The 13,736-nt window shown below is 61.2% G+C and carries 12 protein-coding genes; 8 read left to right on the top strand and 4 right to left on the bottom strand.

All coding sequences use genetic code 11. The features are described from left to right. Positions 1 to 39 precede the first annotated feature (39 nt). Positions 40 to 813: a glucose 1-dehydrogenase gene (locus QMX84_RS00665; protein WP_262125920.1), complete on the bottom strand. Its 774-nt coding sequence runs from the start codon at positions 811 to 813 to the stop codon at positions 40 to 42. 207 nt (positions 814 to 1,020) lie between these two features. Between QMX84_RS00665 and QMX84_RS00660 the strand changes: the two genes are divergently transcribed. The 5 genes from QMX84_RS00660 to QMX84_RS00640 all read left to right on the top strand — a co-directional run bounded on the left by QMX84_RS00660 (position 1,021) and on the right by QMX84_RS00640 (position 7,934). Beyond that, positions 1,021 to 2,208, top strand: coding sequence for an acyl-CoA dehydrogenase family protein (locus QMX84_RS00660; protein WP_282362839.1), 1,188 nt, complete (start codon positions 1,021 to 1,023; stop codon positions 2,206 to 2,208). A 74-nt stretch (positions 2,209 to 2,282) separates the two neighbouring features. Then, positions 2,283 to 3,305: a ferredoxin--NADP reductase gene (locus QMX84_RS00655; RefSeq protein WP_282362838.1), complete on the top strand. Its 1,023-nt coding sequence runs from the start codon at positions 2,283 to 2,285 to the stop codon at positions 3,303 to 3,305. Between the two features lie 16 nt (positions 3,306 to 3,321). Continuing rightward, positions 3,322 to 4,938 carry a FadD3 family acyl-CoA ligase gene (locus tag QMX84_RS00650; RefSeq protein WP_282362837.1) on the top strand — a complete coding sequence of 539 codons (1,617 nt, stop codon included), beginning with the start codon at positions 3,322 to 3,324 and terminating at the stop codon, positions 4,936 to 4,938. A 43-nt stretch (positions 4,939 to 4,981) separates the two neighbouring features. After that, complete coding sequence (locus QMX84_RS00645) at positions 4,982 to 6,628, top strand: DUF1302 family protein (protein WP_282362836.1); 1,647 nt, start codon at positions 4,982 to 4,984, stop codon at positions 6,626 to 6,628. 73 nt (positions 6,629 to 6,701) lie between these two features. Further along, positions 6,702 to 7,934 carry an NADH:flavin oxidoreductase gene (locus QMX84_RS00640; RefSeq protein ID WP_282362835.1) on the top strand — a complete coding sequence of 411 codons (1,233 nt, stop codon included), beginning with the start codon at positions 6,702 to 6,704 and terminating at the stop codon, positions 7,932 to 7,934. 92 nt (positions 7,935 to 8,026) lie between these two features. Here the strand turns inward: QMX84_RS00640 and QMX84_RS00635 are convergent, their stop codons facing one another. Then, the gene (locus tag QMX84_RS00635; RefSeq protein WP_153332453.1) at positions 8,027 to 8,860 is read right to left on the bottom strand and encodes an alpha/beta hydrolase; all 834 of its coding nucleotides are present in this window, start codon (positions 8,858 to 8,860) and stop codon (positions 8,027 to 8,029) included. A gap of 215 nt (positions 8,861 to 9,075) precedes the next feature. Between QMX84_RS00635 and QMX84_RS00630 the strand changes: the two genes are divergently transcribed. From QMX84_RS00630 to QMX84_RS00620, 3 genes are read left to right on the top strand one after another with little or no spacing between them, the layout of a single operon-like run. Beyond that, the gene (locus QMX84_RS00630) at positions 9,076 to 9,810 is read left to right on the top strand and encodes an SDR family NAD(P)-dependent oxidoreductase (protein WP_282362834.1); all 735 of its coding nucleotides are present in this window, start codon (positions 9,076 to 9,078) and stop codon (positions 9,808 to 9,810) included. 13 nt (positions 9,811 to 9,823) lie between these two features. Next, a complete protein-coding gene (locus QMX84_RS00625) occupies positions 9,824 to 10,597 on the top strand; it encodes an SDR family NAD(P)-dependent oxidoreductase (RefSeq protein ID WP_282362833.1) in 774 nt (257 codons plus the stop codon). Beyond that, entirely contained in the window at positions 10,597 to 11,232 is a 636-nt protein-coding gene (locus QMX84_RS00620; RefSeq protein WP_153371997.1) for a nuclear transport factor 2 family protein, read from the top strand. Before QMX84_RS00625 ends, QMX84_RS00620 begins: the two co-directional genes overlap by 1 nt. A gap of 58 nt (positions 11,233 to 11,290) precedes the next feature. On the opposite strand, the gene QMX84_RS00615 is transcribed toward QMX84_RS00620, so the two are convergent. Both QMX84_RS00615 and QMX84_RS00610 read right to left on the bottom strand, forming a co-directional pair. Next, the gene (locus QMX84_RS00615; RefSeq protein WP_282362832.1) at positions 11,291 to 12,481 is read right to left on the bottom strand and encodes an acyl-CoA dehydrogenase family protein; all 1,191 of its coding nucleotides are present in this window, start codon (positions 12,479 to 12,481) and stop codon (positions 11,291 to 11,293) included. Beyond that, the gene (locus QMX84_RS00610; RefSeq protein ID WP_282362831.1) at positions 12,478 to 13,650 is read right to left on the bottom strand and encodes an acyl-CoA dehydrogenase family protein; all 1,173 of its coding nucleotides are present in this window, start codon (positions 13,648 to 13,650) and stop codon (positions 12,478 to 12,480) included. Before QMX84_RS00610 ends, QMX84_RS00615 begins: the two co-directional genes overlap by 4 nt. Positions 13,651 to 13,736: the final 86 nt, after the last annotated feature.

The following is a 13,736-nucleotide window of genomic DNA, read 5'->3' as shown; positions in this document are numbered from 1 at the left end:
AGGCCGGCCCAGCGCATCAGGGCTGGCCTGGAAGGGTGTTTAACCTGGCCAGACGGTGGAGTCGGCGCCGCCATCGACATCGATGATCTTGCCGGTCACCCAGGCCGAGGCAGGGCTGGCCAGGTACAGCGCAGCGGCGGCGATATCCTGAGGGGTGCCCAGGCATTTGAGCGGGGTGTTGGCTTCCATGACCTCGCGCATGGCGCTGGGCATCACGCCGCTGAGTGCTTCGGTCAGGGTCGGGCCAGGCGCTACGGCGTTGACCCGGATGTGCGGAGCGAAGTCCTGGGCCAGCAGGCGGGTCAAGTGGCTGAGCGCGGCCTTGGCCGTGCCATAGGCACTGAAATGGCGCTGCGCATAACGCGCCGCTACCGAGCTGATATTAAGGATGTTGCCGCCACCGGCTTCGCGCATCAGCGGCACACACAACTGGCAGAACGCATAGGTGGTGGCAACGTTGAAATTCAGCACCTGGGCAAACGCTTCAGGCGTCATGCCCAAGGGGTCGTTTGGGCCGCCGCCGCCCACGTTATTCACCAAGTGGGTGATACGGCCCATGTGTTCGACGCTGTGGCGCACCAGCGCCTGGCGTTGCTCGCTGTCATTGACGTCACAGGTCAGCGCCAGGGCGCGCCGACCGAGGCCACGGACTTCGTCGGCCACGGTCTCAACTTCGTCCAGCGAACGTGCCGTACACACCACATCGGCGCCGGCCTCGGCAAACGCCAGGGCAATCGCCCGACCGATGCCCCGGCCACTGCCCGTGACGATGGCGACACTGCCGTGCATCTGGAAACGCTGCAAAATACTCATGACCACTTGCTCCATGGGGTCGACTGTTAATAGCGCCACTATTGCAGTCGCCCCCATGAGCAGCATCGTCTTATCGGACTAGCGCCCGTCGGCACGGGCTGAAGGTTTGCGGCCCCTAGTCCGCTTTGACGATGAACAATGCCCGGCTCAATCCGATGATCCGTCACACCTCGCGCAGTGGCGCAGTGAGATCGGGAGAATTGAGTGATGCACAGCATGCGTGAAAAGACCCAGGACGAGTGTGATCTGCTTGAACGTGCGCAGCGCCTGGTGCCTGCTCTCAAGGCGCGTACGGCGCAGGCCGACCAGGATTTGAAAGTGCCGGTGGAAAACATCGTCGAACTGCAAAACTCCGGTTTGCTGCGGGCTTTGCAGCCACGGGCATTTGGTGGCTACGAAGTAGACCCGCGGACGTTTTTTGAAATTCAGACCATCCTTGCCCAAGGCTGCATGTCGACCGCCTGGGTTTACGGCGTGATGGGGGTTCACCCCTGGCAACTGGCGCGTTATCCGGTTGAGGCACAGCGCGAAGTCTGGGCCGATGACCACAACGCCTTGATCTGCTCGACATACATGCCTGCGGCCAAGGTCACGGTGGTTGAAGGCGGTTATCGCATCAGCGGTCGCTGGGGGTTTTCCAGCGGCAGCGAGCATTGCCAGTGGGTGTTTCTGGGCGGCATTCTGCCAGCCGATGGCGAATACGCCGCCGAGCACGGCACCTTCCTGCTGCCGCGCAGCGACTATCAGATCGAACGCAACTGGGATGTGCTGGGCCTGCGGGGCACCGGCAGCCACGACATTGTGGTCGAAGATGCCTTTGTGCCAGCCCATCGCGTGCAACGCACCAATAACTGGACCCTTGAGGCGACGCCGGGGCGTGAGGTCAACAAAAACCCTATCTACGCCATTCCGTTTGCCCAAGTGTTCTCCCGTGCAGTCTCGACTTCGGCCATTGGCGCGCTGCAAGGCGCCATCAATGAGTTTCGCGACAACGCCGCCCGCCACATCGGCAAACACGGAGCGCGCACGGCGGATGACCCGGTGGCACAAACCGCCATTGCTGAAGCGATGATCACGGTCGACAGCCTGCGCCTGGTGCTGGAACGCAACTATGAACACCTGATGAGCCTGGCCCGTGCCGGTGAATACCCGGACACCGAGACGCGCCTGCTTTATCGCTACCAGTCGGCGTATGTCACCAATATCTGTGCCGAACGGGTCAACGACCTGCTGCGCAGCATGGCGGCCTCGGGGTTGTACAACACCAACCCGGTAGCGCGGCTGTTTCGCGATCTGCATCAGGCCCGTGGCCATATCGCCAACAACTACATGGCATACGGGCGCAGCTACGGCGCGGTGATGCTCGGCCTGCCCAACCCGGACCCTTACGTCTGAAGCCGTTGCGCCGTAATGAACCTTGGGTTTACACCTGCCCGTCGTTGGGGCGGGTGGTCATGAGTACATGATCTATGAGCAATTATCTGGCCCTGCGTGTGGCACGTGTGATCGAGGAAACCGCCGATGCGTCTTCCGTGGTGTTCGACGTGCCCGCGCACCTGGGCGAACTCTTTTCGTATAAACCCGGCCAGTTCCTGACCTTGCGTGTACCCTTTGAGGGTGGCTGGCTGCCGCGCTGTTATTCATTGTCGAGTACGCCGCTGCTGGATGAGCCGTTGCGGGTGACGATCAAGCGCGTACACCAGGGTCGCGCCTCGAACTGGTTGTGCAGTGAGTTACAGGTCGGTCAGACGATTGACGTGCTGCCACCGGCGGGGGTTTTTGTGCCTCGCAACCTCGACGGCGACTTGCTGCTGTTCGGCGGCGGCAGCGGGGTAACGCCGGTGTTGTCGATCCTGCGTTCGGCCTTGCTTGCCGGTACGGGCCGCATTCTCCTGTTTTATGCCAACCGTGACGAAGCCTCAGTGATTTTCAAGGATGAGCTCAAGGCCTTGGCCAGCGCTTATGCGCAACGTCTGCAAATCGTTCACTGGCTGGACTCGGTACAAGGCATCCCCAGCGTTGAGCAACTGGCCGAACTGGCGCGGCCGTTTCTGCATGCCCAAGCGTTTATATGTGGTCCGGGGCCGTTTATGGACGCGAGCGTCAACGCGCTCAAGCGCCTGCGCATGCCGGATCGCAATGTGCATGTTGAGCGGTTTGTCTCATTGCCCGGTGAAGGTGAGCTGTTACCGGCCAGCAGCAGCGAAGCGGCGATGGCCGCGCAGTTGCTCGTGCGTCTGGACGGCGAGGACTACCAGTTGCCTTGTGACAGCGGCGAAACCGTGCTCAATGCCATGGAACGCGCCGGTCTCAAACCACCCAGTGCCTGCCGTGTCGGGGGCTGCGCGTCGTGCATGTGCACCCTGGAAAGCGGCGATATCGAACTGCTGTACAACGACGCGCTGGATGCCGGCGAGCTGGCCGAAGGCTGGATTCTGGCCTGTCAGGCGGTACCCACCAGCGCGCAATTGCGCATCCGCTTTCCTGAATAATCAACGCGAGCCCACGATGAATCAGAGTCTGAACCTTGCCGCGCCCTGCAATACCGCGCCCGTCACCCTGGCCCAATTGGTGTTTAGCAGCGCTGAACAGTTTGCCGGGCGCACGGCCATCGAGGAAAACGGCGAAAGCATCGACTTTGCGCAATTGCCTGAACGGGTCATGGCCTTTACCCGAGGCTTGATGGCGATGGGCATCCAGACCGGCGACAGGGTTGGCATCTGGGCGCCCAACAGCACCGGCTGGATTCTCGCGGCGCTGGGTATTCATTGCGCAGGCGCAGTCCTGGTACCCATCAATACCCGCATGAAAGGTCTTGAAGCGGCCGATGTGCTGGAGCGCAGCGGCTGCCGCCTGTTGTTTATCCAACAGCGTTTTCTCGAGGTTGATTACCCGGACATGCTCGCGCCCCATCGGCCAGCCAGCCTCGAACACCTGGTGGTGCTGGAGGGCGACCGACCTCAGTCGCCAGCGGACCTGACAGTGACGCAGTTTCTGCGCAGTGCCGCGATCATTGATGCGCAAAGTGCTCGACGCCGGGCATTGGCAATTGGTCCGGATGCCATATGCGACCTGCTGTTTACCTCCGGCACCACCGGCAAACCGAAAGGGGTGATGAGCGCTCATGGGCAAAACCTGCGGGCCTTCCGGGAGTACGCGAAAATTATTGGCCTGGTGCCGGGCGACCGTTACCTGATCGTCAATCCGTTTTTCCATGCATTTGGCTACAAGGCCGGGTGGCTTACGTGCCTGATTGCCGGGGCAACCATCCTGCCGCATGCGGTGTTCGACCCCGAGCAGGTGTTCCAGCGCATTGCCCGCGAGCGCATCAGCGTTTTGCCGGGTGCACCGACGCTTTACCTGTCGTTGCTGGCCCATCCGCAACTCAAGCAGACCGACCTGTCGAGCCTGCGCATCGCAGTGACCGGCTCGGCCAGCATTCCCCCAAGCCTGATCGAACGCATGCGTAATGAGCTGGGTTTTGCCGTGGTCACGACCGCCTACGGCCTGACCGAGTGTGGCGGCCTGGCGACAATCTGCGACCCGCAAGACTCGGCGCAGGTCATTGCCGGGACGAGCGGGCGGCCCATCGCCGGGACTGAAGTGAGCATCCGCGACCCGCACAACCAGGCACTGGACGCAGGGCAGACGGGGGAAATCTGCCTGCGGGGTTTTCACGTCATGCAGGGCTATTTCCAGAACCCTGAAGCCACCCGCGAAGCCATCGACAGGGAAGGCTGGCTGCACACCGGCGATGTCGGTCGTCTGGATGAGGCAGGCAACCTGATCATCACTGACCGCCTGAAAGACATGTTTATCGTGGGCGGCTTTAACTGCTATCCGGCAGAAATCGAAGCTGCATTGATCCGCCACCCGGCAATTGCCCAAGTGGCGGTGATCGGCCTGGCCGATGCGCGCATGGGCGAAGTCGGCTGTGCCTGCGTCGTGCTGCGTGAAGGCGCAGCACTCGACGAAGGGCAACTGATCGCCTGGAGCCGCGAGCACATGGCCAATTACAAGGTCCCGCGCCGGGTGTGTTTTTTCAGCGCGTTGCCGCTTAACCCGTCGAGCAAGGTCGCCAAAAACGAGCTGCGGGCGATGCTCAGTGACCCTGTCAGCCCTTAAAGCACGCCTTACCCGTAAACAACAACAAAAACAGGAGAAGAGCATGGCCATGCACAATACGGTTGCACGTCATTGGGGGCACCGGGTTATCGGTGGCAACCTGCTGGTGACCGCCATTACTTTAGGCAGCCCCGCAGCTTACGCCGCGCCTACCCTCCAGTTGGGCGAGGACACCACACTGGATTCGTCGTTGACGGTTAACTACACGGCCTCCATGCGCACGGCCAAACAGGCAAACGAATACCTCAATGACCCCAACAACGATGACGGCACCCGCAACTTCAAGCGCGGTTCATTGATCAACAACCGTATGAGCCTGTTTGGCGAGCTGCAACTCAAGCACGACAACCTCGGTGCCGTGTTGCGTGGCAGTTACTTTTATGACGACGTCTACAACCAGCGCAACGCCAACGACTCGCCAGACACCGTGAACAAGCTCGGGCACAACGATGAGTTCACTGACCGCACCCGTAAACTCAGTGGCAACAATGCGCGCCTGCTGGATGCTTATGTGTATGGCAACTTCGATGTCGGTGAAACCCAGTACTTGTCGGTCAAGGCTGGCCGGCATTTGGTGGCATGGGGCGAAAGCCTGTTCTGGTCCAACATCAGCCAGGGCCAGGCCCCGGTGGATGCCACCAAGTTCAACGTGCCGGGCACCGAGGCCAAGGACTCGTACCTGCCGGTAGGCCAGGTGTCGGCGTCGTGGTCGCTGAATGAAAACCTGGCCCTGGTCGGTTACTACCAGTACGAATGGGATAAAACCCAACTCAACCCGGTCGGGGATTACTTCGGCAGCGACACTTTTGGCCCCGGCGCCGAGTTCTATCGACTGGCCAGCGGCCTGATCAGCAGCTTGCCCAATGGCGCGGCAGTGGCCTATGCCGGCGAGAAAGACCCCAGCAACAGCGGCCAGTGGGGCCTGGGGGTGCGTTACCGGATTACCGAAAACACTGAAATCGGCTTGTTCCACTACCGCTACAACGAGCGCATCGCGTCGTTGTTTTTCGACTTTAGCGGCACTACCCACTACTCGTCGAACAAGGGTATTGGCCATAGCGGCGACCCGATGACCTATCGCCTGGGTTACTTCGAAGACGTCAAACTGACCGGTATCAGCTTCAGTTCCAAGGTGGGCGACTCGGTGCAGTACGCGGGTGACTTGAGTTACCGCGACGGCGCATCGGTGTACCTGAACAACGGCGCTCCGACGACCGGGCAGATCTGGCAAGGCAACCTCAACGCCTCGTACATCCTTGGCCCGAGCTTCCTCGCGCAACAGTCCACGTTCATGGCCGAAGTGGTGCATCAGCATATCGCCGGCGTCGATAGCCTGACGATCACCGGCGGCGGGGAGGGGGTAGACGGCACCTTCGACAAGTTCCTCTCGGCGACCCAGACCCGGGGTTCAACCCTGTTGGGCATTGGCGCGTACATGGACTATCCGTCAATTTTCAACGGCGTGGACCTGAACACCAAAGTCGTGTGGACACAGAACGTCGACGGCAGCGCTTATCAGGGCTTGGGCCGCGATGAAAAGCGCCTGACCGTGGGTGGCGACTTCAAATACCTGAGCAACTTCCAGGTCGGCATTACTTATGTGGCCTACCTGAGCTCGCCAGATATTGCCCAAGGTCGTTTGATGGCCGACCGCGATTACCTGTCGCTGAATGCCAAATACGCCTTCTGACCCGCAGGGCTGCGTCGCGACACGGCGAGGCAGCCATCTTTTGTAGCCTGATAACAATAAAGAGAGGCCCGTCATGAACCCTCGTTCAATCCCATCGCCATTCAGCCCTGTCAGGATTGGCCCGTTGACCTTGAAAAACCGCTTTATCAAGGCGGCCACCAACGAAGGCATGAGTACCCAGGGTGTACCGTCCAAACAGTTGGTGAGGCTGCATTCGGCCCTGGCCGAAGGCGGCACGGCACTGACCACCGTGGCTTACTGCGCGGTGAGCAGCGATGGCCGTACTTTGCCTAACCAGTTGATCCTCATCGAGTCCAGCCTGCCGCACTTCAAGGTATTGACCGATGGTGTGCATCTTGCCGGTGGGCTGGCCAGTGCGCAGATCACCCACGGGGGCTGTTTTACCTTTATTCGTGAACGCTCGACCAAACGCCCGCTGTCTGCCAGTGGCGGGTTTAACAAAATTGGCTTGATGAGCGGTATGTTCCTTAAACAGGCCATGAATGAAAGCGACATGCAGCACGTGGTGCGTGACTTTGCCCACGCGGCACGTCTGGCGCGCCAAGCCGGTTTTGATGCCGTGGAAATTCACATGGGCCACGGTTATCTGCTTAGCCAGTTCATTTCGCCGTTGTACAACAAACGCCGCGACCAATACGGCGGCAGCCTGGAAAACCGCCTGCGTTTTCCGCGCCGGGTACTGCGCGCGGTGCTCGATGCGGTGGGTCAGGACATGGCCGTTATCTGTAAATACAGCATTACCGAAGGCGTACGCGCCGGTAACAGCGCCGAGGATGGCGCGCAGATCGCACGCATGCTGGAAGCCGAAGGTGCGCACCTGCTGGTACTCAGTGCCGGGATGAACGCCGAGTCGATCACTACGATGTTTGGTTCTTCCTTCCCCAAGGAAAACCGCGTGCAGCAGAAAAACAAAATCATTGCCCTGGCCATGGCCATCCAGCGCCGTAAAGAGCCTACCGTGGAATTTCGCGAGCTGTATCTGCTGGAGCATGCACGTAAAGTCCGTGCGGCAGTGAACATGCCTCTGGCCTACTTGGGAGGCGCCAGGAGCCTGGCCAGCATCGAACAGATCATGGCCGAAGGCTTTGACCTGGTTGCCATGGGCCGGGTACTGCTGGCGGAAAATGACTACGTGAACAAGCTGGCCAGTGGTGCCAGCCGTGATTCGATCTGCACCGCCTGCAATCGCTGTGTGGCCATGATGTACACCCCGGGCGGAACCTCCTGCGTATTAGGCCAACCCGGCGATGCGCAGCTCAACCGCCAACCTGCTGCTTCGGTCTGAGCGTTCTTTGGCGTTTAAGGCGCAAAAGATCGCGAGGCAAGCTCGCTCCTACAAGGACTAACCCGGCAGGACGCCGGGTTGGTCTGAACGGGTTAGCCGTTTTGCAGGAAGTCGATGCAACTACGGTTGAACAGTTCGCGGTGTTCTACCTGCACCCAATGCCCACACCGGTTCAAAACGATGAAGCGGGCATTCTGCGCGCCGTCGATGATGCGCTGGGCGCCGCTGACGGGGTTGAAGTGGTCGTTACTGCCCCAGAACCCCAAGATCGGGCATTGGATCTCAGCCAGGCGTGCCTCCATGTTGGGCACCATCATCGTACTGAAGAGGTTTTTCGGCTGGGTGATCGCCACTGCCACCCGTTCCTGCAGCAGGCTTTGCGGCAGTATCGACGCATCGAACAGTTGCAGGCTCATCATGCTGCGCATTTCGTCCATGCCGATGGGCCCGGCATTGTAAAGCGAGACCATGCGCACAATGCCTTCCATTTTGAAGTAGGTTTCGCGCTCTTCAACACCGCCCGGTGCCAGCAGGATCAGGCTTTGCGGCAGTTGTGGCAGGCGCAGGGCCAGGCCCAGGGCGATCGCCCCGCCCAGCGAGTTGCCCAGCAAGGTGCAACGCCGCACACCGATGGACTCCAGGAAGGTGGCCACGCACTCAACAAAAAACTCCAGGTTGTACTGAACGTCTTCGGGCTTGTCTGAGCGACCAAAGCCCGGCAGGTCGAGGACGATATTGCGATATCCGGCGGCGACCAGTTGCGGATAGTTGCCCTTGAAGTTACTGAAACCGCTGGCGCCCGGTCCGCTGCCGTGCAGCCAAAGCACCACGGGGCCTGCGCCTTCATCCAGATAGTGCAGGCGCAAGCCGTTGGGCAGCGTTGCGTAATGGCCGACGGGCAAGGGCAGGTCTACGGGTTGGTTCATGGGGATCTCCATTGTCTGCGGATTGGACAGCGCAGTCGCGCACCGCGCGCGAGTCGCACGTGCCCATGCTGGGACTCCCCGACCTCGGCGGCATCGTCCGTTCAGACCACGCTGCGCTAGTCCCATCGGACGATGTATACCCGGGCCCTTGGCGCTAATCATTCAAGGCGCGGCGCTACTGCACGGGCAGCAGCTCGCAGACTCGGAGATTGCGAATGAAGTTACTCAACAAAGTGGCCTTTGTGACCGGCGCCGGGCAGGGCATGGGCCAGGCCATCGTGCGCGGGTTTGTCGACGAAGGCGCCCGCGTCGTGGCTGTCGACTTGAACCAGGCAGCGCTGGCCGAAAGCCTCGCAGACCTGGGCGACAAGGTGCTGGCCCTGGCGTGCAACGTGGCTGACAGTGCCAGCGTGGCCGATGCAATGGGCCAGGTAGAACAGCACTTCGGCGGCCTCGATATTTTGGTCAACAACGCCGGAGTAGGGGGGCTGGACAGCTTTCTCGATACCTCTGACGAGAGCTGGGCGCGGGTAATAGGCGTGAACCTGGGCGGCACCTTCATCTGTTGCCGCGAAGGCGCCAGGCTGATGCTCAAGGGCGGCCGCAAGGGCTCGATCATCAACCTTTCCAGTACAGCCGCGCTGACCGGCGACGGCCCAAGCCATTACTGCGCCTCAAAAGCCGCAGTAATGGGCCTGACCCGTTCGATTACCCGCGAACTGGCGCCCAGCGGCATCCGCGTCAACACCCTGGTGCCGGGGCCGACCAACACGCCGATGATGGTCGGGATCCCTGATGAGTACATGCAGGCGCTGCTTAAAAACGTGCCGCTGGGAAGAATGTGCGAAACCAGCGAAATCGCTAAAGTTGCGGTGTTCCTCGCCAGCGAAGACGCCAGCTTCATGACCGGGCAAAACATTGCGGTGAACGGCGGTATGGCCTTTATCTGATCCAGGAGCGTGCATGAACACTCGTTTACAAGGAAAAATCGCCTTCGTCACTGGCGCCGGTTCCGGCATCGGCGAAGCCACCGCGCTGCGCTTTGCCGAAGAGGGCGCCACGGTGGTGCTGTGCGGGCGCCGCATCGAGCCGCTGCAAGGCGTGCAGGAAAAAATCCACGCCCTGGGCGGGAAAGCCGATATCGCTGTGGCCGATGTCAGTAACGAACAGGCCTATGTCGAGGCGCTGCAAGCCACCGCGCAACGTTATGGACGTCTGGATATCCTGGTCAACAACGCCATGGCATACACCTGGGGCGGGATTGAGGCGATGACCACTGCCGACTGGCACGCCAACTTCACGACCACCGTAGATGGTACCTTTTGGGGCACCCGTACAGCCATGCAACTGATGAAAGCTCAGGGTGGCGGTTCCATCGTCAATATCGCTTCTATTTGCGGCCTGTTTGGCACGGCGTGGATGGCCGGCTATTCGGCGGCCAAGGCGGCGGTGATCAACTTTAGCCGCGCGGCAGCCAGCGAGGGCGCCCCGCACAATATCCGTTGCAACGTGATTATTCCCGGCGTGGTCGATACCCCGGCCACCGCCGGTATGCTCGGGGACGCCAAGACACGCAGCAACACCGAGAAAGTCATCCCGATGAAACGGGTCGGCTTGCCGCTGGAGCTGGCCAACGCGATTCTGTTTCTGGCCAGCGACGAAGCCTCGTATGTGACGGGCGCGAGCCTGGCGGTAGACGGCGGGCGCGGTTCTGACCTGTACACGGTGCTCGACTGATGAACCAGGCCACAGACACATTACTGGCGCGCATCGACCGCCTGGAGTCGCTGGACGCGATCCGCCAACTGGCCGGCAAGTATGCCCTGGCCCTGGACATGCGCGACATGGATGCCATGGCCAACTGCTTTGCCCCGGACGTGCGCGTGGGCCGCGATAAAAGCGGGCGCGCGCACCTCAAGGCGTGGCTGGACGAGACTATGCGCAATCAGTTTCACGGCACGTCTCATCACTTGGGACAGCACATCATCGAGTTCAGCGATGCCGACCACGCCACCGGTGTGGTCTATTCCAAGAACGAGCATGAGACCGGCCCTGAGTGGGTGATCATGCAAATGCTGTACTGGGACGACTACGAGCGGATTGACGGCCGTTGGTGCTTTCGTCGACGCTTGCCGTGCTACTGGTACGCGAGCGACCTTAACAAGCCACCGATTGGCGGCCTGAAAATGCGCTGGCCGGGGCGCGAGCCTTACGCGGGTACGTTCCATGACCTGTTCCCGTCCTGGGATGCGTTCTGGGCACAGCGACCGGATAAAGACGCGTTGCCGCAGATCGCTGAACCCGCGCCGCTGGAAGGCTTTCTCAAGACCCTGCGTCGTGGCGCCGACGCCCCTAAAATTCGCGTGCGTTAGACAACTCGTCCTGAACAAGCATGACTCACCCGGCTGGATGCCGGGTGAGTCATCTTGATCAGCCGTGCCGGGGTTCGCGGGGCATGCACAGGGCTCGCTCGGCAATGACGTTGCGCTGGATTTCGTTGCTGCCGCCGTACAGGGTGTCGGCCCGGGTGAACAAGAACAACGATTGCTGACGGCTGAGCTGGTAAGGCGCACCGTCGAGGATTTCAGCGTCCTCACCCAGTACGTCCATGGCCAGCTTGCCCAGATCGCTGTGCCAGGTTGACCAGGCCAGTTTGTAAATCATTGCTTCACGCCCCAGGCTGCCATCTTGTGGGCCTGAAAGCATGCGCAACGAGTTGTAGCGCAATACCTTGAGCCCGGCCCAGGCTTGAGCGATGCGCTGGCGCAGCATCGGGTCGCGCGCAGCGCCGTTGTTCCGGGCGATCCGGATGATCTCGTCGAGTTCGTTGTGGAACTGCATTTGCTGGCCCAGCGTCGACACGCCGCGTTCAAACCCCAGTAACGCCATGGCGATTTTCCAGCCGTCACCTGGTCGGCCAATCAAATTATCAGCCTGGGTAACGGCCTGATCGAAAAAGACTTCGTTGAACTCGCTGGTGCCGGTCAGTTGCTGGATCGGTTGCACGCGAATGCCAGCCTGGGCCATCGGTACCAGCAGAAATGACAAACCGTGATGCCCCTCGCTGCCGAGCTCGGTGCGGGCAAGGACAAAACACCAGTCGGCTTCATGGGCCAACGACGTCCAGACCTTCTGCCCGCTGATAAGCCAATGCTCGCCGCTGGCATCCAGCTTTGCCCGGGTTTGCACGTTGGCCAGGTCCGAACCGGCTCCCGGTTCCGAGTAGCCCTGGCACCAGAACTGGCTGCCATCGAGGATGCCGGGCAATAAACGTTGCTGCTGGGCCGGTGTACCAAACGCGGCGAGTGTCGGGCCCACCAAGCCTTCGCCGATATGACCCATTCGACCGGGGCCACCGGCGCGGGCATATTCTTCGTGAAAGATCACTTGCTGGCTGATGGACAGCCCGCGCCCGCCGTGGTCGGTGGACCAGCCCACACCGATCCAGCCACCGCTGGCCAGTTCACGCTCCCAGGCTTTGCGCTCATCGGGAAAGCTGTGCTCGTCACCGGGTCCGCCCCTGAACCGCAGGGGTGAGAACTCACCGCTCAGGTGCTCGGCCATCCACTGCGCGACTGTTTCCCGGAATGCCTCATCGGCGCGGCTGAAACCGATTTTCATGCTGAATCTCCTAATATATGCCCGGCGATACGCTCGCGATGCAGCGCCGGGTTGCCGAGCAGTTGTTCGCTGGCACGGGCACGTTTGAAGTACAAGTGAGGGTCGTATTCCCAGGTAAAGCCGACGCCGCCATGCAATTGGATGGACTCGGCGGCGCAGAGAAAGAACACTTCGCTGGCATGGATTTTTGCTGTCGCTGCGGCCAGTTCGAGCTCCTTGGCGACGTTTGCATCCCCGTCCGGGGCCAGCCGTTCCTGAGCCACGCACGCGGCGTAGTAGGCCGCCGAGCGTGCGCATTCAACGTGCAGCATCATGTCGGCGCAGCGGTGTTTGATCGCCTGAAAACTGGCAATGGTGCGCTTGAACTGACGGCGCTCGGCAATGTAGGCAAGGGTCAGGTCAAGCGCCTGTTGCGCGCCCCCGGTTTGCTCGGCGGCCAGCCCGATGGCAGCAATCAGCAGGGTGTCGCGCAGCACCGTCCACCCCTGGTCGGGGCCACACAGCTGCTGTGCTGTGTTGACCTGCACCTGATGCAAGTCGATACGGGCCAGACGGCGGGTTTGGTCCATTGTCGGCAGAGGGGTGGCGATGACTCCCGGTGCAGTTCCCGGCAAGGCAAACAGGCGGATGCCCTGTGCCCCGTGAGAACCGGGCGCGCGGGCAGCGATGATCAATACATCGGCGCAAGCGCCATCGATCACTTGAACGTAGTGGCCGCTAACCGTCCAGCCGTCTCCCTGGGGCTCGGCCACAGCCTGCACGCTGTCAGCTTCCAGCCCGGCCACACTGGCAAAAGCCAGGGTGGCGCGGGTGTTGCCGCTGGCAATCGCCTCCAGCCATTGCGCCTGCAGCGCCTCGTTGTGCCCCAGCAATAAAGCGGGGGTGGCCAGGCAGGCCGTGGCAAACAATGGTGAGCCAAGCAGGAAACGGCCGCTTTGTTCCATCAGGATGGCCAGCTCGACAAACCCCAGGCCCATGCCACCAAAGCGCTCAGGGACCATCAGCGCAGGCCAGAACAACTCTTGGCCGATGCGCTGCCAGACGTCTGGGTCGTGGCCATCCGGGCGCATCATCGCGGCACGCACGGCATGGGAATCGCTGGCCTGGGCGAGAAATCGCCCGGCGCTGTCACGAATCATCAGGTGCTCTTCGGTAAAAGCAAACTCCATGGGCACAAGTCTCGGTAAATAGCGGAGGGGTGCACGAAGTCTGCCGCGCCCCCCGATAGCAACGAATCACTAAAACGGACTAGAGG

Source organism: Pseudomonas sp. PS01297, assembly GCF_029959305.1.
In the GTDB taxonomy this organism is placed as follows: Bacteria; Pseudomonadota; Gammaproteobacteria; order Pseudomonadales; family Pseudomonadaceae; genus Aquipseudomonas; species Aquipseudomonas helleri.
The sequence above is the reverse complement of the archived record's forward strand: the minus strand, read 5'-3'. Positions and strand labels throughout refer to the sequence as shown.